General features: G+C 60.5%; 17 protein-coding genes and 1 pseudogene. 5 read left to right on the top strand and 13 right to left on the bottom strand.

Annotated features, from left to right (window positions below; all coding sequences use genetic code 11):
* Positions 1 to 3: 3 nt before the first annotated feature.
* Complete coding sequence (locus tag AC0NID_RS11055) at positions 4 to 126, bottom strand: hypothetical protein (RefSeq protein ID WP_473522285.1); 123 nt, start codon at positions 124 to 126, stop codon at positions 4 to 6.
* A 104-nt stretch (positions 127 to 230) separates the two neighbouring features.
* Complete coding sequence (locus AC0NID_RS11050) at positions 231 to 446, bottom strand: hypothetical protein (protein WP_473455319.1); 216 nt, start codon at positions 444 to 446, stop codon at positions 231 to 233.
* A gap of 542 nt (positions 447 to 988) precedes the next feature.
* Here AC0NID_RS11050 and AC0NID_RS11045 point away from each other — a divergent pair.
* Entirely contained in the window at positions 989 to 2131 is a 1143-nt protein-coding gene (locus tag AC0NID_RS11045) for a porin (protein WP_473455320.1), read from the top strand.
* Between the two features lie 794 nt (positions 2132 to 2925).
* Positions 2926 to 3799, top strand: a pseudogene (locus AC0NID_RS11040) (type II and III secretion system protein family protein); the annotation flags it as partial.
* Between the two features lie 91 nt (positions 3800 to 3890).
* Here the strand turns inward: AC0NID_RS11040 and AC0NID_RS11035 are convergent.
* The 9 genes from AC0NID_RS11035 to AC0NID_RS10995 all read right to left on the bottom strand — a co-directional run bounded on the left by AC0NID_RS11035 (position 3891) and on the right by AC0NID_RS10995 (position 13246).
* Positions 3891 to 4775 carry an intradiol ring-cleavage dioxygenase gene (locus tag AC0NID_RS11035; protein WP_473455321.1) on the bottom strand — a complete coding sequence of 295 codons (885 nt, stop codon included), beginning with the start codon at positions 4773 to 4775 and terminating at the stop codon, positions 3891 to 3893.
* A gap of 7 nt (positions 4776 to 4782) precedes the next feature.
* Positions 4783 to 6537, bottom strand: coding sequence for an FAD-dependent oxidoreductase (locus AC0NID_RS11030; protein ID WP_473455322.1), 1755 nt, complete (start codon positions 6535 to 6537; stop codon positions 4783 to 4785).
* Entirely contained in the window at positions 6530 to 7618 is a 1089-nt protein-coding gene (locus AC0NID_RS11025; RefSeq protein WP_473455323.1) for a branched-chain amino acid ABC transporter permease, read from the bottom strand. The genes AC0NID_RS11030 and AC0NID_RS11025 overlap by 8 nt, the downstream gene beginning before the upstream one ends.
* Positions 7619 to 7623: 5 nt before the next feature.
* On the bottom strand, positions 7624 to 8487 hold the full coding sequence (locus AC0NID_RS11020; protein WP_473455325.1) for a branched-chain amino acid ABC transporter permease: 864 nt from the start codon (positions 8485 to 8487) through the stop codon (positions 7624 to 7626).
* Complete coding sequence (locus AC0NID_RS11015; protein ID WP_473455326.1) at positions 8484 to 9191, bottom strand: ABC transporter ATP-binding protein; 708 nt, start codon at positions 9189 to 9191, stop codon at positions 8484 to 8486. The genes AC0NID_RS11020 and AC0NID_RS11015 overlap by 4 nt, the downstream gene beginning before the upstream one ends.
* Positions 9191 to 9910 carry an ABC transporter ATP-binding protein gene (locus tag AC0NID_RS11010; protein ID WP_473455327.1) on the bottom strand — a complete coding sequence of 240 codons (720 nt, stop codon included), beginning with the start codon at positions 9908 to 9910 and terminating at the stop codon, positions 9191 to 9193. Before AC0NID_RS11010 ends, AC0NID_RS11015 begins: the two co-directional genes overlap by 1 nt.
* Before the next feature lie 76 nt (positions 9911 to 9986).
* Entirely contained in the window at positions 9987 to 11267 is a 1281-nt protein-coding gene (locus AC0NID_RS11005) for an ABC transporter substrate-binding protein (protein WP_473455328.1), read from the bottom strand.
* Between the two features lie 39 nt (positions 11268 to 11306).
* On the bottom strand, positions 11307 to 12368 hold the full coding sequence (locus AC0NID_RS11000) for a maleylacetate reductase (RefSeq protein WP_473455329.1): 1062 nt from the start codon (positions 12366 to 12368) through the stop codon (positions 11307 to 11309).
* Positions 12365 to 13246, bottom strand: a complete 882-nt coding sequence (locus tag AC0NID_RS10995) for a dioxygenase family protein (RefSeq protein WP_473455330.1) — start codon at positions 13244 to 13246, stop codon at positions 12365 to 12367. The genes AC0NID_RS11000 and AC0NID_RS10995 overlap by 4 nt, the downstream gene beginning before the upstream one ends.
* A 91-nt stretch (positions 13247 to 13337) precedes the next feature.
* Here AC0NID_RS10995 and AC0NID_RS10990 point away from each other — a divergent pair, with 91 nt between their 5' ends.
* The 3 genes from AC0NID_RS10990 to AC0NID_RS10980 all read left to right on the top strand — a co-directional run bounded on the left by AC0NID_RS10990 (position 13338) and on the right by AC0NID_RS10980 (position 17182).
* Positions 13338 to 14288, top strand: coding sequence for a LysR family transcriptional regulator (locus tag AC0NID_RS10990; protein ID WP_473455332.1), 951 nt, complete (start codon positions 13338 to 13340; stop codon positions 14286 to 14288).
* A gap of 499 nt (positions 14289 to 14787) precedes the next feature.
* Complete coding sequence (locus AC0NID_RS10985) at positions 14788 to 16797, top strand: TonB-dependent receptor domain-containing protein (protein ID WP_473455333.1); 2010 nt, start codon at positions 14788 to 14790, stop codon at positions 16795 to 16797.
* 70 nt (positions 16798 to 16867) lie between these two features.
* Positions 16868 to 17182: a hypothetical protein gene (locus AC0NID_RS10980; protein WP_473455334.1), complete on the top strand. Its 315-nt coding sequence runs from the start codon at positions 16868 to 16870 to the stop codon at positions 17180 to 17182.
* 309 nt (positions 17183 to 17491) lie between these two features.
* Here the strand turns inward: AC0NID_RS10980 and AC0NID_RS10975 are convergent, their stop codons facing one another.
* Complete coding sequence (locus AC0NID_RS10975; RefSeq protein ID WP_473455516.1) at positions 17492 to 19264, bottom strand: SLC13 family permease; 1773 nt, start codon at positions 19262 to 19264, stop codon at positions 17492 to 17494.
* Between the two features lie 309 nt (positions 19265 to 19573).
* A complete protein-coding gene (locus AC0NID_RS10970) occupies positions 19574 to 19981 on the bottom strand; it encodes a hypothetical protein (protein ID WP_473455517.1) in 408 nt (135 codons plus the stop codon).
* Positions 19982 to 20201 lie beyond the last annotated feature (220 nt).

Here is a 20201-nt window from a genome sequence, read left to right as displayed (position 1 = left end):
CTGTCAGAACGTCGCGGATGCAGGGGATTCCCGATTCATGGGCGTCAGGCCCAAAATCGGACCGACCGCCTTGGAGTTGCAGAAGCGGGCGGGGATATCGATATCGATCGTCGCGGTGTAGGACACGACGGGGCCGACACCGGGGATCGAAATCAGCCGGCGGCAAAGCTTATCAATCCCGGACGATCGCCAGGAGCTTGCGGTGGCAGGGCGGCATAATTCTGGTGCAGCTAGCGGCGCGCGTCGAGCAGCGGTTCGACGATCTCGGCCAGATCGGCCATGCCTTCGGTGAGCTCGCGGAACCACTCCTCAAACTTGATCACATGGAGGCAGTTGTCCAGAGGCAGCGCGCAGCGGCAGAAGGATGAACGCCTCTCGTCGACGGAGAGTACCGTCGACCGCGTTCCTTCGCGCCGGATCCGGCCACCGAAGCGCGTGTCGGCCATTCGTGGCTGTCTTCCCGGTTGATCCGTTAGTCCAGCGCCTGGCCAGCCTCCTCAAGCTCTCTGACTATGCTGTATCGCTCGACGAATCGCCTCTGTCGTTGTGGCGCTCCCTCTAGAATCTGCCGAGAGCGCATCCTTTTTGATTGATCGAGGCGAAAGGATGCCAATCAAAGCCCGGGATCAAACATCTAAAATTTTGAAATGGTTCCACTGCGTAGATGTCTGATTTGAATGTTTCTCAAGAGCGCTGACAGGTTTTCCGGAAAACTACGAAAGCATTCGTGCCATGTGTTCCATATGTGCCAACAGTGCTATATGTCTATTAAGTATTACTTGTCTCAGTTCTCGTCAAAATTAGTGATATTTTCGCAACACGACGGAGTATGTTAGAATTTACGGGATTTGATCGAAGGATTCACTGTTGAAAAGTCACTCCTGAAAGGTAATGGCTTGCGGAGAGGCGGCGCGTCGCGCTGCTTCTTAAGCTGGGGATTGAGGCGGAAATCTATGCCGGCCCCTTTAACTTTACTGGAGGTCAGAAAATGAACATCAAGAGCCTTCTTCTCGGCTCAGCTGCGGCGCTGGTCGCAGTTTCCGGTGCGCGCGCCGCCGACGCCGTCGTCGTTGCCGAGCCGGAACCCGCTGAATACGTCCGCATCTGCGACGTCTACGGCGCTGGCTACTTCTACATTCCCGGCACCGAAACCTGCCTGCGCATCGGCGGCTACATCCGCTACGATATCGGCGTCGGCGACGTCGGCTCGTTCGATGGTGCGAGGTCCGGCGACCATGAGGACGGCGGCGAGAACGACACCTACCGCAAGAATGCGCGCTTCACGCTGAAGACCTGGACCGGCCAGGAAACCGAGCTCGGCACCTTGAAGACCTACACCGAGACCCGCTTCAATTTTGGTAACGACAACGACAATACCGGCGAGGATATCAACGATGCCTACAACAAGGACGTCTCGCTGAACTTCGCCTGGATCCAGCTCGGTGGCCTGCGCGTCGGTAAGGACGAATCGGCCTTCGATACGTTCATCGGCTACGCCGGCAACGTCATCCAGGATACGCTGGTTCCCTACGGCGGCTTCGACACCAATGTCGTCCAGTACTATTTCGACGCCGGCAACGGCTTCTCGGCCGTGGTCTCGCTCGAAGAAGGCTATGACGATTACACGATCGACAGCTATGTTCCGCATGTCGTCGGCGGCGTGAAGTGGACGCAGGGCTGGGGCGCCATCACCGGCGTCATTGCTTATGATAGCAACTACGAAGAGGTTTCCGGCAAGGTTCGCCTTGACATCACCCCGATGCAGAACCTGTCGCTGTTCATCATGGCCGGCTACGGCACGGACGACAACCTAACGGACGACTCTTACGCAATTCCCGCCAACGGCCGCGGCATGTACAAGCTGTGGAGCGGCAACTGGGCAGTCTGGGGCGGTGGCACCTACACCATCAACGAAAAGACCTCGTTCAACACCCAGATCTCCTATGACGAAGGCGAAAACCTCGGCATCGCTGCCAACATCGCCTACGACGTCGTCCCAGGTCTGACGATCACGGCCGAAGTCGACTACGTGCACGCAGGTAAGTTCGGCGAGCCCGGCTTCGACAACTGGACCAATGCCGACGACGAGGACAGCCTCGGCGGTATCCTCCGCTTCCAGCGCTCGTTCTAGAGCTCATTTGGTCTGACATGGTCCGCGGCGCACGCTGCGGACCATTTCTTTCGGGCCCGTGGCGCCGTACCGCGCGACTTTACAAGGGCGGCGAAGGGAAAGTTACTTTGAGTCCGACCTTTCAGACCAGGCAACGGCGGAGCCAACGGTTCTGATCAAGAGCTTGATTCCGCTTCTTCACTGAAGGGAAGCAAGAAGGTCAACTCTCTGAAGCAGCACTAGCGCAATACGTTCAATCGGTCAGAGGTATATACCGTGGCGCGAGGTCGAAACTTTATTATTATTCAATTCTTTCTCAAAATTATGTGACATCTATCCGATGGCGAAGAAATTTTCCCAGGGGACTTACCTATCGAATGCAAACTCTTGAGGTCGGATCCATTTAGTGCGGCAAAGCGCACGAAACGTCAGTTTAAAGATCAACCGAATATGTCGCCATCCACCTCTCCCGCCAACCATCTGAAGATAGATTGTAGAAACGTTCTGTTACAAAAATGCGTTCGAGGAAACTTTCCAATATACTTTTAAATAATCCAAAAAAAAGATCCTCCTGCAATTTTACAGATTGAATCATACTGATACTTGAACAAGGTATCACATAATTTCTCACGGAGGGGCCCATGCATAACCTGAAAAGCATAGGGCGAAGTGCATGCAAGATGCTCTTCCTCGTGCCCTCCCTTGGGATGGCGTACCTGATCACCGCAGCCGGGCCGCCTAATGCCGAAGCAGGCAATCGACAGAGATTGCTGAAAAGCAAGTTCAAGGCGGAGTGCAGCGCGTAAAAACTCGGCCTGAACAAGGCTTTGGTGTTGGATATTCCTACCGACGCAAGCGACATTCTGGTCGGCAACCCTTCTGTCGCCGATGCTGTAATGCGCACGGCCCGCCGGATATACCTTTTTGGCAAGCAGGTTGGCGAGACGAGCATCTTCGTGTTCGATGCCAATCAGGAGCAGGTTGCCAACATTAACCTGATCATTGAGCGCGATGTAGCAGGGTTGGAGGCTTACTTAAAGCGCTTCATCCCCAACTCGAAAATAACCGTTGAGCTGCTGAATGACAATGTTGTGCTGACTGGAAGCGTCGACACCCCGATGGATGCTTCGCGTGCAGTCAGCCTCGCAGAGATTTTTGTCAGCGGCGGCGAAGCGACCACCGGTCACTATTCGCAAACCGCAAGCGGTGGTTCATCTCAAAGCGGGGTAACGATTGACAACCCGGATAGCGAACGGCGAGAGAGCAAGATCTTAAATTTTCTGGCGATATCTGGCGACGATCAAGTTACTCTACGGGTAACCGTGGCAGAGGTTAGTCGAGCGGTGATGAAGCAACTGGGCGTAAATCTGAGCGCGTCTGATACGAACAACGGCATCAGTTGGGGTGCCGTCAGCGACAATCCATATGGTCTTGGAAAGGCGCTTTTCTAACACGGGCGTTAGCATCAGCTCCTCGGGGCTGGACGCCTCAATCAATGCGATGGAACAAGCCGGCGTCATGAAGACGCTTGCCGAACCGACGTTGACTGCGGTCTCAGGTGAAAAGGCGACTTTTCGAGTTGGTGGAGACTATAACATAGTAAAGAGCTCATCAACAGACTCAGACGGCAACACGGATTACAGCATAGAGACGGTAGAATACGGAATCGGACTTGAGTTTCAACCTGTAAATGGGCGAAACTGATCCGGGTTCGCACCTGGCCCTGCGGCTGGGCCAATCCAATGAGCGCCAAAATACATTCTGCCAAAGTAGTGCTGGACTAGGCTCCTTCTGTGGCCAACACGAAATCGTGCTCGACGTCCCAGAAAGGATTGGCGAACTCATAATCCTTCGCGCGGCCCGGATCATCGACGCGCTTGAATTCGGCCAGCAAACTCTCCTTCACGCCGAACACCGCATCCGAATTGATGTAGGGGTCGTCGGGGTCGAAGATGTGGGTGGTCAACGTCTCGAGGCCGTTGGCCTTGAGAATATAGTGCAGGTGCGCGGGGCGATAGGGATGCCGGCCGAGCGCATGCAGCAGCTTGCCGACGGTGCCGTTGTCCGGGATCGGGTAGAATTTCGGCTTCACCGCCCGGAACCAATAGCGACCGTCGGCGCCGGTGCGGAACACGCCGCGCAGGTTGAAATCGGGCTGGATGCCCTTCTGCTGCACGTCGTAGAAACCCTCGTCATTTGCCTGCCAGACATCGAGCATCGCATTGGCGATCGGTCTGCCCTCTGTGTCGAGAATGCGGCCATGGATGAACACGTCTTCGCCCTTGTGGTCGAGGCAGATGTTGGCGCCCATCGGCAGTTCCGGCACGTCGGCGAGATGGAATGGTCCCAGCACCGTCGATTCCGAGGCGCCTGACGGTTTGCGGTTGTTGATGGCGTCGACCAGCATCGAGACGCCGAGCACGTCCGATAGCAGGATGAACTCCTGCCGCCAGTCGGAGCACAACTGCCCCGTCCTGGTCAGGAACTGGATCGCCTCGAACCACTCGCCCTGCGTCGGTTCGATCTCCTTGACCGCCTCGTGCAGCTTTCGCGTGATGACTTCCATCACCGTCTTCAGCCGCTCGTCCCGGGCGTTCTCGTTGCGGCCGGTGACGACCTCGGCCGAGTTCCGTTCGGTGAAGAAGCCTTTTTCGTGCGCTTTCATGTCCATCTCACCTGTCCAGGATTGCTGCCAGTGCCCGCTTCAAATCTGCCACCGGGTCCGATGTCATCGCGTCCTTGCGCCAGCCGACATGCTGGTCTGGGCGCACCAGAAGCACGCCGCTGTCGCGCACCTCGCGGGCTCGTGCCCAGTCGCCGGAGAAATCCTGCCAGGGCTGGCGCGGGCCGATCAGGTGGCCGGCAATGTCGATGCCGAGTTCCTTGCCGATCACCTTGGCCGCGTCGAGCCAGGCCTGCCCGCCAATGCCGGTCAGCACGGTGAACTTGCCGTGGCCGGTAAGGTCGAGGGTAGAGACCATGTCGCCCTTGTCGGAATGCACCCAGACATGCGGCAGCCGGGCGCCTGGCCATGTCGTCGGATGGTAGTGCAACTCCGCGTCCCTCTCGAACGCCGGTTCCTTCTGGCCGTCGGCGACGATGGCACCGGACTTATAGCGTTGGTTCATCTCGACGCCATGCGCGTCGAACTCATAGACCTTGAAGGCGATCGCCTCGCGGATCTTGGCGCGCTGCGCCTCGGCTGAGGGCGTGTCGTCGCAGCGCGCATCCATGTTCGACTGCATCTTCACCGGGTCGATGGAATCGAGCAGGCCGAGCGCCTTGAAGATCGGGCCGAATTCCTCGATCGATTTGTTGGCGCGGGTGACGATTTGCTTGGCGACCGGCGCGCGCTCGTGCGAAAAACTGTCCAGCAGTTTTGGGCCGGCCTTGCCCTTGATGACATAGGCAAGCTTCCAGGCAAGGTTGAAGCCGTCCTGGATCGAGGTGTTTGAGCCCAGCCCGTTCGACGGCGGATGGCGATGGATGGCGTCACCCATGCAGAACACGCGGCCCTTTGATGTCTGGGTGGCGTACATGTTGTTGACGGTCCAGGTCGACACCGACTGGATGTCGATCTCAAGCTCCGGATCGCCGACCAGATCGCGCGCCACCTTTTTGGCGAAGGCGTCATCGACCTTGGGCGCCGGCTGGTTGATGTCGTAGCCCCAGACGATCAGCCACTCGTTCCACGGCCGGATCATGCGCACCAGTCCCATGCCGATGCCGCCGACATCGGCGCCCGGCTGCACCACCCAGTAGAGCACCGACGGACGATGGGCGACGTATCTAGAGAGATCGGCCTTGAACAGGATGTTCATCGAGCCACCGACGCCCATCTTGCCTTCGAAGGGCAGGCCGGCGTGCTCGGCGACAAGCGAATTGCCGCCATCGGCGCCGACCAGATACTTCGAGCGGATGGTTATGTCCTTGCCGGTCAGCCGGTCGCGGCAGGTGGTGGTGACGCCGTCGGTGTCCTGCACATGCGAGAGGTATTCGGTCGACATCCGCGACTGCGTGCCGCGCGAACAGGCAGTCTTGAACAGCAGCGGCTCCATGAAGGTCTGCGGCAGGTCGTTCATGTGCGAGGGCGAGGACAAGAGATGTTCGGCGCGGGAGAGCGGGTGCTTGCCCCAGCTGCGCATACGGCCGATCTCCTCACCGGCAAGCGAGGTGCAGAACACGTTCTCACCCATCAGATCCTGCTCGGTGGCGTGCATGTAGGCCTCGGCCTCTACCTCCTTGCCGAGGTCGCGCAGCACCTCCATCGTGCGCTGGTTGGTGATGTGCGCGCGCGGCGTCGAGGCCAGCCAGCGGTAGCGATTGATGACCATGTTCTCGACGCCATAGGTCGAAAGCAGCGCGGCGGTCGCCGAGCCCGCCGGCCCGGTGCCGATGGTCAGCACGTCGGTAGAAATCTCAGCCATGCGGCCCTCCCTTTTTGCTTGAAATATCTGGTCCCCCGGTCAGTCGGCGGCGAACCGGAAAGAGCTGGATGCCGGTGCGCTCGGCAAACAGGCCCCACAGGCCGCGCGGCGCAAACAGCATGATGGCGATGCCGATCAGCCCGAGGATCAGCAGGTACCAGGAGCCGTAATCGGCAAGGAGGTTCTGCAGGATGTAGAAGACGATGACGCCGACGATCGGTCCCTCGATGGTGCCGATGCCACCGATGACGACAATGAAGATGATATAGGCCGTCCAGTCGACGACGGAGAAGGCGGCGTCAGGCGAGATGCGCGCCTTCTGCACATAGACCAGCGCGCCACAGAGACCGGTTCCGAAAGCCGCCGCCAGATAGACCAGCGTCTTCATTCGCCGTGCCTCGACGCCGACCGAGCGCGCCGCTTCCTGGTTGTCGCGCACAGCGGCGAGCCCGAGCCCCTGTTTCGAGCGCAGCAGACGGTAGACGAGACCGATGGTGGCGATAGCCAAGAGCAGCGCCAGCCAGTAGGTCAGGATGTCGCTGGCGCCGGAGGATTTGACGCCGAACAGCTCGCCAACCAACTTCAGCATCGGCATGTCGCGGGTTGCCTCCCGTGGCAGCGAGGTGCCGGTGCCGCCGCCCAGCATCTTCCATTGCGCCAGCGCCAGCCGCACCACTTCGGCGATGACCCAGCTGCCGATGGCAAAATAGGCGCCTTGCAGGCGAAACAGGAAGAAGGCGGTGGGGACCGCGAGCAGGGAGCTGGCGATGCCGGCGAGCAGGATGGCGGCCAGCGGGTCGAGCCCGGCGAGGATGACAAGCGCGAACATGGCATAAGCGCCAAAGCCGACAAAGGCCTGCTGTCCGACAGAGACCAGCCCGGCGTAGCCGGCGAGCAGGTTCCAGTTCTGCGCCAGCACCAGCATGGTCAGGATGAAGAACAGGTCCTGCAGCACGCTGCGCGAGACGAACAACGGCGCGGCCAGAGCAAGCAGGATGATCAGCGCGGCGACGACGGCGAACGTCGCCGACGCTTTGGTTCGCGTTTCGACTTTCCAGGGTGTCAGGGAAGCGTCGGCCATCGCACTCAATCCAAAGCACGCGGGAACAGGCCGCGCGGCTTGAGCAGAAGCACGAGCAGAAATGCCAGATGCCCAGCCAGGATCTGCCATTCCGGATTGATCGCAGCGCCAAAGGTCTGCGCGACGCCGATGACGATGCCGCCGAACAGCGTTCCCCACAGCGAGCCGAGGCCGCCGATGATCACTGCCTCGAAGGCATAGATCAGCCGCGCCGGTCCGATGGTCGGATCGAAATTCGCCCGCGTGCCGAGATAGAGCGCGGCGATCGTCACCACCACCATGGCGATTCCCGTCGCCGTGGCGAAGATTTTCTTCGGTCGAATGCCCATAAGCCCGGCGGTGACCGGATCGTCCGAGGTGGCGCGGAATGCCCGGCCGAGCGATGTGCGGTAGAACAGCTGGTTGAGCCCGATAATCACCGCGACGGCCGAGGCCAGGGTCAACAGCGGCATGACGCCGACATTGATCGGCCCGAGCGCCACCGAGGCGGAGTCGAGCCCGCCGACCGGAATGCGCCGGCTGTCGGCGGAAAAGCCTTCGAGCAGGCCGTTCTGGATGACGATCGACAGGCCGAAGGTGACCAGCAGCGGCGGCAGGAGATCGGTGCCAAATGTTCGGTTGAGCAGATAGAACTGCAGCGCCCAGCCGATGGCGAACATCAGCGGCATCGCCACCAGGGCCGCCACGAACGGATTGAGCCCAAGCGCCGAGACCAGCACCAGGATCAGGAAGGCGGCAAGCACAATGAGATCGCCATGCGCCAGGTTGACCAGCCGCATGATGCCGAAGACGAGGCTCAAACCCGCCGCAAACAGCGCGTAGAGGCCGCCCAGCAGAATACCTTGGACGATCGTGTCGATCCACATCATGCACCGGCTCCAAAATAGGCGGAGTGGATCTTCTCGCGCGTCAGATCCGATGGTGCGCCCGAGAGCGTGATGCGACCTTCCATCATGCAGTAGACGCGGTCCGAGACCTTCAGCGCCTGGCCGATGTCCTGCTCGACCACGACGAGCGAAGCGCCCGCGGCACGAATGCGCGGAAAGGCAGCGTAGATGTCCTTGATGACGACCGGCGCCAGGCCAAGGCTGATCTCGTCGCACAAAAGCACGCGCGGGTTGGACATCAGCGCCCGGCCGATCGCCACCATCTGCTGCTGGCCGCCGGACAGCGCGGTGCCGGGATTTCCGCGCCGCTCCTTCAGGATCGGGAACAGCTCGTAGACGGTCTGAAGGCTCCAATACCCCGCAACGGCGCAGCCGTAGCGGCCGATCAGCAGGTTCTCCTCGACGCTGAGCGATGGAAACAGCTTTCGCCCCTCCGGCACCATGGCGATGCCACGCGCGACGATGTCGGAGGCCGACAGGGCGCCGATCGCCTCGCCGTCGAACAGTACGGCGTCCGACTGGTTGGCCAATATGCCCGCGATCGAACGCATCAGTGTCGTCTTGCCGGCGCCGTTGGCACCGACAACGGCGATCGTCTCGCCTGGATCGAGCGAAATGTCGACGCCGAATAGCGCCTGGAAGTCGCCGTAGCTCGCCGTCAGTCCCCTGGTTTCGAGCAGCGCCATCAGATCTCGATCCCGAGATAGATCTCGCGGACCTCGCGCGATGCCATGACGGCGTTGGGCGTGCCCATGCCGATGATCCTGCCGAAATTGAGCACCAGCAGCCGCTCGACCACCGAGTTCAGCGCATGCAGCACATGCTCGATCCAGATGATCGACATGCCGCCCTTGTGGATGGCACGGATGGTCTCCACCAGCAGGCCGCATTCGCCTTCGGTCAGGCCACCGGCGATCTCGTCCAGCAGCAACAGCTTGGGTTCGGTGGCCAGCGCGCGGGCCAGTTCCAGCCGCTTGCGCTGTAGCAGGCCCAAGCCTCCGGCCAGATGGTTGGCGCGCTCGATCAATCCAGTCTCGATCAGGATTTCGGCGCACCGGTCGCCAACCTCGGCCTCCGTCTTTCGCGCCCCAAAGGCGCCGGCCACGAGCAGGTTCTCGAACACGGTCAGCTTCTCGAATGGCTGCGGGATCTGGAAGGAGCGGCCGACGCCTGCAAAGCAGCGTTGCATCGGCGGCAGACGGGTCACGTCCTCGCCGTCGAAGCGGATAGTGCCGGCGTCGACAGCGATGTTGCCGGTGATCAGGTTGAACAATGTCGATTTGCCGGCGCCGTTCGGCCCGATGATGCCGAGCGCTTCGCCCTGCCGCAGCTCGAACGAAACCGATTCGGCGACCGTCAGGGCGCCGAATCGTTTCGTGACATTGGAAAGTGCGAGGATGGACATGGGTCAAGTTACTGCGGTTGCGGGTTCACTCCACCGGTAGAACAAACCGGCGATGAGCGACCTTCATTCAAACAGATCAGCTTATCGTTTCCATCGTCCCGCCTGTCGGAATGTCAGGCGCGGTCTTGTTGTCGGTGATGATGAGATCATAGCCGCCGTCGTCCTTAAGCCGCCACTGGCCGCCGACCAGTGGCGTTTTGGCGACGTTTTTGGCGGCAAAGGGCGGCAGCTTGCCACCGTCCCAAGCGATCGGCCCGACCAGCGTGTCGAGCTTGGTCGCGGCGATTGCCGCCGCCACCTTGTCGCCGTCGCCTGCTTCCTCAGCTCGTTTCATCACATCGACGGCGATTTCGAACAGCGCATGGACGAAGCCGATCGGTTGCGTCCACTGCCGGCCGGTGGCCTTGGTGAAGCCTTCGGCGACCTGCGCCGAGCTTTCGCCGGTCAACGATGACTTGAACGGATGGTTGGGCGTCCACCAGACTTCCGACGACAGATTGTGGCCGGATTTGCCAAGCGCCTCGACCGACTGCGGGAACAGGATTGCCTTGCCGATCGACGCCACCTTGGGCGTAAAACCCTGCTGCTTGGCCTGGTTCCAGAAGGTGGTGAAGTCGGGCGGGATCATCACGCCGGTGATGATCTCGCAGGAGGCGCCCTTGAAGGCGTTGATTTGCGCCGAAAAATCATCGGTCAGGTTCTGGTAGCGGCCGGTGTCGGTCAGCCCGTAACCGCCCTTGGCCAGCACCGGAGGGAAGCCCACCGTGCCGTCGCCCCAGGCGTTGCCGTCGCCGTCATTGGGGAACAGGCCGCCCACCTTCTTGTTGGTCTCGACCTGCGCCCACATGTTGGTGAACACGGCGATGACATCTTCGAGGCCCCAGAAGAAATGGTAGGCGTAGTTGAACGACTTCCACGAGGCCGGGTCGCCGGGATTGCCTTGCTGGCCGATGAACCAGGGTTGCCATGGTGCCACCGTTGACAAGCATGGCACTTCCTCGGCCTCGCAAGTGGTGGCGACCGGGTTGGTGGTCTCCGGCGTCGAGGCGACAAGCATCAGATTGACCTTGTCGTTGACGATCAGTTCCTTGGCCACTTCCGCCGCGCGGTTGGGGTTCGACTGGCTGTCCTTGACCACGACCTCGTAGTTGAGGCCAGCCGCCTTGGTGGCGGCCAGAAAGCCGTCGATGATGAATTTGTCGGCCTCGGCGAAGGCGGCCAGCGGACCGGATTGCGGGCTGACATAGCCGAGCTTTATCGGCGCATTCTGCGCGATCGCGGGCATCGCCAAACCGGATGTGCCGGCAAGCACGCCGGTCGCGGCGGTGTTCCTGATGAATTCGCGTCTGGTGATCATTGCTGTTCCTCCCTTTGTTACCTTCAGCTTTGCTCGTCTTCAGTCCGGCGGACGTCTTCCCTCCCACGCGTCCTGCAACAGGGCGCGGATAGCGGCGCGATCGAAAGGCCGCGGATTCCAGTATGGATTTTGCGTCGCGATATCAGCCGCGCGGTCGAGACCGTCCTGCTTGAGGCCGAGTTCCCGGAGCGTCAGCGGTGCGCCGACTGATTTGGCGAAATCGTAGAGGCCAGTGCCGGCACTGCCGCCGAAGATATCGGCAACAGGCTTGAGCAATTCGGGCACGGCGACGGCGTTGAAGCCGATCGTGTGCGGCAGCATCACAGCATGGGTCTCGGCATGCGGCATGTCGAAGGAACCGCCCAGCGTATGGCAGATCTTGTGGTGCAGCGCCATGCCGACCGTGCCGAGCACCGTGCCGCACAGCCACGCGCCATAAAGCCCGTCGCCGCGTGCCTTGAGGTTCTTCGGCTCTTTCACCAAAGCGGGTAGCGCGGCCTTGAACGCGCGCAGGCCTTCGGTAGCGATCAGCGTCGACACCGGATTGCGGTCTTGCGCATAAAGCGCCTCGGCCGCATGCGCTATGGCGTTTAGGCCGGAGGTGACGCTCATTGCCACAGGCAATCCGATGGTCAGTTCCGGATCGTAGATCACAACCTCCGGCAGGATCTTTGGGTCGCGCAGCGTGGTCTTCACGCCACCTTCGGTCTGGCCGAGGATAGGTGTCACCTCGGAGCCGGCATAGGTGGTCGGGATGACGATTTGCTGCAGATCTGTGCGCCAGGCGATCGCCTTGCCGAGGCCCGTGGTCGAGCCGCCGCCGAGCGCGACGACACAGTCTGCATCGAACTCCTTCGCCTTGGCCATCGCCGCTTCTGTCACTTCGACCGGCGTGTGCATGGCCGCACCCGAAAAGGTGCCTGCTGCCAGCGGTCCAAGCGCCTTCGCCAGCGCCTCGCCATCGGCCGCCTGGTTCGGCGTCGACAGCACCAGCGCGCGTTTGCAGCCGAGTTTTTCGACCCAGCTTGCGACATCGGCCGAGGCGCCATTGCCGAAGACGATATGGGCCGGGCTGCCGGAATAGGTGAAGGCTTGCGTCATGCCGCCCAGCTCCCCTTGCGGGCCATGACCATGACAAAGCCGAAGTCGAGCGCCCAACTTTCGCGGCCTTGCCCAGGGACGTGGTTGAAGTCGCCGACCAGTTCCGGCTTGACGCCGAACAGAGCGTCCTCATCGAGGCGCGGGTCGCCACGCTCGAACACTTGCGTTGTCAGCGTCTCGAAATTGTCGGCGCGGATGAGGAAGTGCAGATGTGCCGGCCGGCTGAGCGGATAGCCGATGCGGCCAAGCAATTGGCCGACCGGTCCGTCGTCGGGCACGCCATAGCCGGCGGGCTTGACTGTGCGGTAGTGGAAGCGCCCCTCTCGGTCCGTGATGAAGACGCCGCGCAGGTTGAATTCCGGCTGCAAATCGGGCTGCTGGTTCTCGTAGAACCCTTGCGAATTCGCCTGCCAGGTTTCGACCGTCGCACCTGCAATCGGCATGCCGTCGAGATCGGCGACGCGTCCTGAGACAGTCAGCGGTGCACCAACGCCGTCGAGGCAAATGTCGGCGCCGAGCGGCAGCCGTGGCGCATCAGCGCGATAGAACGGCCCGCGCCCGGTGTTGGGCGTCGCACCCTTCGGGCGGCGTGAATTGATCTCCTCGACCAGCGCGGTGACGCCGAGCAGATCTGAGAACAAAACCCATTCCTGCCGCTTCTCGTCGCTGGCGTGGCCGATCTCGGTGAGGAACGCGATGGCTTGCCGCCAATCCGCGGCCGTGGGGCGGGTTTCCCGAACGATCTGGTGGAGATGGTCGACGACGCTGACCAGGAATTGCGGCAGAGGCCCGGCCTTGGCCTTGGCCTTGAGCAGACGCTGGGCGACCAGTTCAGACGAGTTGGCCTCATTGAACGACGATGTGCCGGCCTGCGCCATAGTCCTCCCCGGTTTTTATCTCGTGGGGAACCATAACGCAGGTCATTCAAGAAGATGATGATTTCTCCTCAGATTAATATACCATATCGTTATGAAGATTGACGAGAGGCATCTGGTTCAGCTCGCGGCGGTGGTCCAGGCCGGTGGGGTCACCGAGGGCGCGGCGTTGATCGGCCTGTCGCAGCCGGCCGTCTCACGCACTTTGTCGATGCTGGAGAAGCGGCTGGACGAGCCGCTGTTCCTCAAAGGTCGCCGGCCGTTGCAGCCGACGCCGCTCGGCCGGGCGCTCGCCGATCATGGCCAGGTCATGCTGGCGGCATCGCGCAAGGCTTCGGATATCGTCGCCAATTTCAGCCAGGGACGATCGGGCGTGGTGCGGGTCGGCGGCACGCCATTCTTCATGGACGCGCTGATCTCCGGCATGATCGCCGATTTCCAGAACGCCTATCCGGATGTGCGTGTCGACCAGAGCTACGGCTACCTCTCGGATTTGCGTGCCGCAATCAACGCCGATCGTATCGATCTTGCCGTGTGTCCGATCGACATCTTGGAAGAAGGGTCGGGCATGAAATTCCGCGAGATCCTGCCCGGCCGCAATGTCGTCGCCTGCCGCGCAACGCATCCGTTGCTGCTGCGGCGCAAGCTGAAGACCGGCGACCTGCTCGACTATCCCTGGATAGCGCCGCCGCCCGGCAGCCCACTGCTCGAAGATCTGCGCAGCTTGCTGCTGTCGCTCGGCGCCACGGAGATAAAAATCCGCTATTCCGGCGGCTCGCTGACCAGCGCCACCAACTACATGAAGGAAACCGACGCGCTGACCGTGCTGCCTCATAGCGTCGTCTTCGCATTTCGCAAGGAGAAGTCGATTACGGCGCTTCCGGTGGCCATTCCGCATCCTGAGCGGGCGCTCGGTCTGCTCAGGCTTGCCGATACGCCGCGTGCGCCCGCCGTAGATGCGTTCGCCCGGCACATCCGCCAGAGCTTCGACAATCTCAAGCACCTCATCAAGCGCCACGAGCAGGCCGTTGTCTGGGGCGCTTAGAGTGCTCAGCCACTATCCAGCACCGATGGATCGAGCAGAACCCTGCTCCTACGAGTCTGGATCGCTGCTCGCCTCTAGTTGATGAGCCAATGGGCGGAGACGTATGATCCGCTGACACACGGTGCAGCGGGATCGCTCACAGCAGAAGCGACTCCAGCCTCATCTGCCAGGTAAGGGCATATGGGTGAGGCCGGAGTCGTTCGATGATCTTCGGGCTTGCCGCGGAGCAGCAGTCTTTTGGCTGGCTGGCCGACCACGTCCCTTCCTACTCACGTCTTGTATCTGCGTAATTTCAGAATGTTTCTCCCGCGTGTCTGAGCATTACAAAATGTAAATGCGCGCCATGCCCGGCACGCCCCTGTTCGGCACCGCACGTCGAACATGCATATTGTTGACTTTAATAGTCATGTTAAATAACACTCGACCCGGTAAGGGTGCATCGAAAGCGGAAACAGGCCTCCCCTGGAGTGCGCGTTTCCGCGCGCGCCAGGAGATTCCAATGCGCTCTTACGCCCACGCGCTGATGGCCGGTTCGGCCATCGGGATGGTTCTAATCTGCTTGCATTCCCCTGCCCTCGCCCAGTCCGAGGACAACCGCACGACGGTCCTGAAGAAAATCACGATCACCGGCGAAGACGACGAATCCTCGCCCGGGACCAACAAGACGACAGTCAAGCAGGACCGCATCAAGCAGGACGGCGGCCGCAAGCTGGACGACATACTGCGCACGATCAGCGGCGTCTTTACCCGAGAGAATGCACAGCAGGCCGGCGTCGCGGTCAATGTTCGCGGCTTTGAGGGTTCAGGCCGCGTGAATATGTCGATCGATGGCGTGCGCCAGAACTTCCGGTTCACGGGACATGAGGCGGCAGGGTTCACCTATGTCGATCCCAACCTGCTCGGCGGAATCGACACCACTCGCGGTGGAGTGATCACGACCGGCGGTGGAGCGCTTGCCGGAACCGTGAATTTCCGCACGCTGGAAATCGACGACGTTCTGGCGCCCGGCCAGCAATATGGCGGGCTCGGCCGGCTGTCCTGGGGCAGCAACGGCGTCGGGTTCTCTGAGATGCTCGCCGGCGGCGTCCGATACGGCGTCGCCGACTTCGTCGGTGCGATCAGTAAGCGCGATTCCAGCGACTATAAGGACGGCAACGGAAATGTTGTCGCAGACACAGGGCAGGATCTCGTTTCGGGCCTGTTCAAGGCAAATTTCGGCATAGGGGAAGACCACACCCTTTCGCTTGGCGGCGTCCTCTACAACAACGACTTCTTCGCCAACTCCTATGATCAGACGGTCAACAACAAGACCTTTACCGCAAAATACCGATACGATCCTGACAACGACCTGATCGACTTGCGCATCAACGGTTACTACAACGACCTGAAGATGGAATATACCGGCGGCACGGGATCCTATGTTGGGCGTACGATCACCGACCGCGGTGCCGGCTTCGACGTTTCGAACATCTCCCTGCTCAGCCTCGGCGCGGTTCAAATCAGGAGCACCACCGGTGTGGAATACTTCCACGACGACGTCAGCTCCGAGAACGGTGGCGTCAACCCCGGCGATGGTGCGAGCTCGCAAGGTGGCGTGTTCAGCGAGAACACGTTCAGCTACGGAAATTTCGATCTGACGGCGGGACTGCGATACAACTTCTACGCCCTGAACGGATGGGGCTCGCTTGCCAACTATGGCGACTATGACGTCGATATTTCCAAGGGCAGCTTCGATCCCAAGCTGACTTTGGCCTACAATGTGACGCCATGGCTACAGCCCTATGTGGCGTGGTCGCGATCGATGCGGGCGCCAACGCTTCAGGAAACCATGCTCGGGGGAGATCATCCTGGCAGCACCTCCGGCTCCTACATTCCCAATCCCTTGCTCGACCCGGAGACGCAGGAAGGATGGGAGCTCGGTGTCAACATCCGCAAGCAAGGCTTCCTCGCACCGAGCGATTCCCTGTCGCTCAAGGCGAACTACTTCATCATGGACGTCGAGGATTACATCGTCGCCAGCTTCAATTCGACCTATGGCAAGTATCAGTTCGTGAATGTCGAGGGCACATCGAAGGTCCAGGGGTTTGAGCTTGAGGTGAGTTACGATACCGGCTTCGTCTTTGCGGGCATCAGCTACACGCACAGTAATTCAGATCTGGCAAGCCAGTTGCCGGGATTAGGCGCAAGCCAATATCTGCCGGACGATATCGTGTCGATGACGGGCGGCGCACGCTTCCTCGAGGACAAGCTCACGGTCGGCGCCCGCTATAGCTATGTCTCGGGCGGCCTGACGGCAGGCTACAACAGTTCATGGACGGGCGGAGAAGCATCCGAAGCTGGGGATCCCTATCACCTCGTCGATGTGTTCACCAATTACGAATTCAACGAGAAGGTCGACGTGAGCTTCAAGGTTACCAACCTGTTCAACGAGAGTTACACCCCTTTCCTCAGCACCACCGGAACGGGGCAAGGCAGGACCTTCTACCTCTCGACGCAGGTGAAATTCTAATAGGCTTGGGCTGCGTCCGCGTTCATGCGGACGTAGCCACTATATCGCGCGACTTATGGGGGACGTATCATTGGCATATCCGGTATTGATGGCCAGCCAGCTTGACGCGGCTTCGATCGCTGCTGGAGGCGGCAAGGCTGCTACCACTTCGCCACCTCACGAGAACATCGTCGCGCCCGAACATGTCGCGACGTTGGCGGCTGTCATTATTGCCGTTGAGGCCATGGTGATTGGCGGGCATGTAGCCCTGGCCGGACGTGCGTTCCCGATCTTTGATGCCGGTCACTGGATGTTCGAGCGTACCAGCCGTTGTGGACATTCCCCCACACAGAGAGCGACACAAGTGGCCTACTCGAATGAGATCTTTCGGCCGCTATCGCAGTAGGTCACATGACGTCCGGCTCAGCGGTCACCGGGGCGATCGCTAGACCCACCGCGACTCCATGAACGGCACTTTGTCTACTGGCGGAGGCTGTCGAGCGGTGACATCGGGATCGTGAAGATCCTGCATGAACGGATGCATCAGATCGATCGCTTCCGCGAGGATTTCGGGTTGTGAGGGCCATCCTCGTCACCGCTCGTCCCAAAGGGAGCAAAAGTGATTGCTCATTCACTCAGTCGATTTGTACCATTGAACGAATTCATCGCTCACGCGCTAAGCGCGTCACGTGAACCCCTTCAGACGCGACGCGCGTTAGTTCATTGGCCATACAACCATCAGCATCGGCACGGCAACAATGACGATGAGGAATGATAGCGGCAGTCCCAGACGCGGATAATCGCTGAAGCGGTAGCCGCCCGGCCCCATGACGAGCGTGTTGCACTGGTGTCCGATCGGAGTGAGAAAGTCGCAGCCGGCGCCGATGGCGACTGCCATCAGAAATGCTTCCGGCCTGTAGCCCAGATCGCTGGCGAATTCGGCGGCGATGGGCGCCATGACAAGAACGGTGGCGGCATTGTTGAGGAATGGCGTAACGGCCATGGCGGCGACAAGAATGAGCATCAGTGCGCCGGGCGCCGGAAGAATGGTCCCCAGTTTGGCAAGCTCGCCGGCAATTACTCCCGTCGCCCCTGTACTGCGCAACGAATCGCTGACTGGAATAAGAACGGCGAGCATGATCAGGATTGGACCGTCCAGCGATTGGTAGACCTCCCGCAGCGGGATGACCTTGAAAAGCACCATCCCGACCGCGGCCGCAAAGAAAGCGACGGAGACCGGGAGCAGCCCAAACGCAGTCGCCACCATTGCGAGAGCCAAGATTGTTACCGGCACGATTCCCTTGCGGACGCTGCCAAGCAGGATGGCCCTTTCCGCCAGCGGCAGGCAGCCGAGTTCACGCAGTATCTCGGGTATCGTCGCAGCATTGCCCTGCAGCACGACGACGTCGCCGAGCCTTAGCTCGATTTTGGCCAGCCTGCGGTCGAGGCGCTCGCCGCGACGGCTGACAGCCAGAAGGTTGACGTTGAAGCGGTCGTAAAGGGCAAAGCGCTGGGCTGTCCAGCCGATCAAAGAGGAGCTTTCGCCGATCACGGCTTCGATAGCGACCATCTCGCTGGTGGTGTCGTCACCGCCGACCCTATCGCCCGTTACGCTGAGCTTACCCTGGGAGACAAGGCGATGCAGCGCCTCTGGGTCGCCTTCGAGCAGCAGAATGTCGTTCACCTTGAGGACGGCATCGGGCAGTGGCGTCATCCGCATAGTCCGGTTGCGCAGGATCGATGTCACGATAGCATCGCCGCCGGAAAGCTTCATGAGGTCTGCGACGGTTTTCCCGAGCACCGTGGAATCGCTGACAATTCGAGCCTCTGTCAGGTAATTCTTGATGTCGATGGCTTCATTCAGCGACCCGCCGACTTTTTCGCGCACCGGTAAGAGCCAATAGAAAAACATCAGGAAGATCGTTCCGGCGGCGGCCAGGGCAGCTCCAACAGGTGTGAAGTCGAACATTGTGAACGCGGTACCGGTCAGTTCCTCCCGCACGCGCGACACAACGATATTGGGAGATGTCCCCACCTGCGTCATGAGTCCGCCGAGCAGTGATCCGAACGCCATAGGCATCAGGAATATCGAGGGGGAAACGCCCGACCGGCGCGCGAACTGGAAGGCGATCGGGATCATGATGGCAAGCGCACCGATATTCTTTACAAAGGCAGACAGGATCGTGACCACGATTACCAGCAAGGCAAGCTGCGACCGAACTCCCGACAGGTTCGGCGCAAAGCGCCTGATGGCGACTTCCATGATGCCCGAACGTGCTATGCCTGCGCTCACCAGCAGAGCACTGCCGACAATGATCACGATATCGTCGCTGAACCCGCTAAAGGCCTCGTCAAAAGGCACAATGCCGACTGCGAGTGCAAGCAACAGTGCCGCAGCTGCGACCAGATCATATCTGTACCGACCCCATACGAACGCTGTCATCATAATGAGGGTCACGGCAAACGATAGGATTTGCGGCGTAGTCATGTCTTCGAATGCCTCGCCGCTAATTCGGCTGATCACAACGGCCAAACCGCCCTTTTTGTTGCTTCGCTGATCGGAGCCTTGTTAGCTCACCCGAGGCGACGATACCACCACGTCACCATGCCCTGCGCCATGCCGAGGTTCCAGGGCGCCGGCATCTTCGTCGAGCGGAACATTAGTGGATGCTAATTGTTATCTCCGAGCAGCAGGTGCCTCCGGGTTCCTACTGCAGATCGGGCTGCAACCCGATCGGCCCGCGTCCTCCGCCAGAGGCGCGGGCTTTTGATGAACTCAGAATGTCCCGGACGCCGTTCAGCGTGGAACCGCAGGTATTCCCGAGACTGACCGCGCCGTTTCAGCGGAGAAAACCACGAAGGCAAAGATGAGCACGCTGACAGCGACAATCATCGAGCCGGTGGCGACGATCGGCTCAAGGGCCGGATTTCCATGCAGCATCAGGTAGAGAGCCGGCAACATCACGACCAGGCCAACATTGTAGACGCCGTAATGGACCATGGCGATCCGGCGGGCGGCCTTTGCCGGATTCAGCGCGTAGTACCCACCGAATATTGCACTTGTGACCCAACCCAGAAGATTGATGTGTGCGTGAGCGGGGTAAGCGCCGTGACTGCCTGAAATTGCCATTTGCAGGCCGGCTGCGATTCCCAAGATAAGAAAGACGATCGCTGTCTTGAAAAAGAGTTCCGATATTTTAGGCATGTCATGTCCTCCCAAGCCGTCGCCGGCGGCCCGGCAGCCTATGGGGGTGACCGGCCGGCCACCGGGCCTAACCGGCTTGCGCCGGCTGATCAAAACATGCACTCACGCTAATGTAATTGCAACATCGAGATGCCGGCGCACAGCGAAAGGAGGTCGCTTGCGATGTGCAGCATGTCGCGTCCAGCGTGAGACAGAACGCCGGGGAGCGGAAAGCAAGTTC

Source organism: Mesorhizobium sp. WSM4821 (assembly GCF_055901555.1).
The sequence above is the reverse complement of the archived record's forward strand: the minus strand, read 5'-3'. Positions and strand labels throughout refer to the sequence as shown.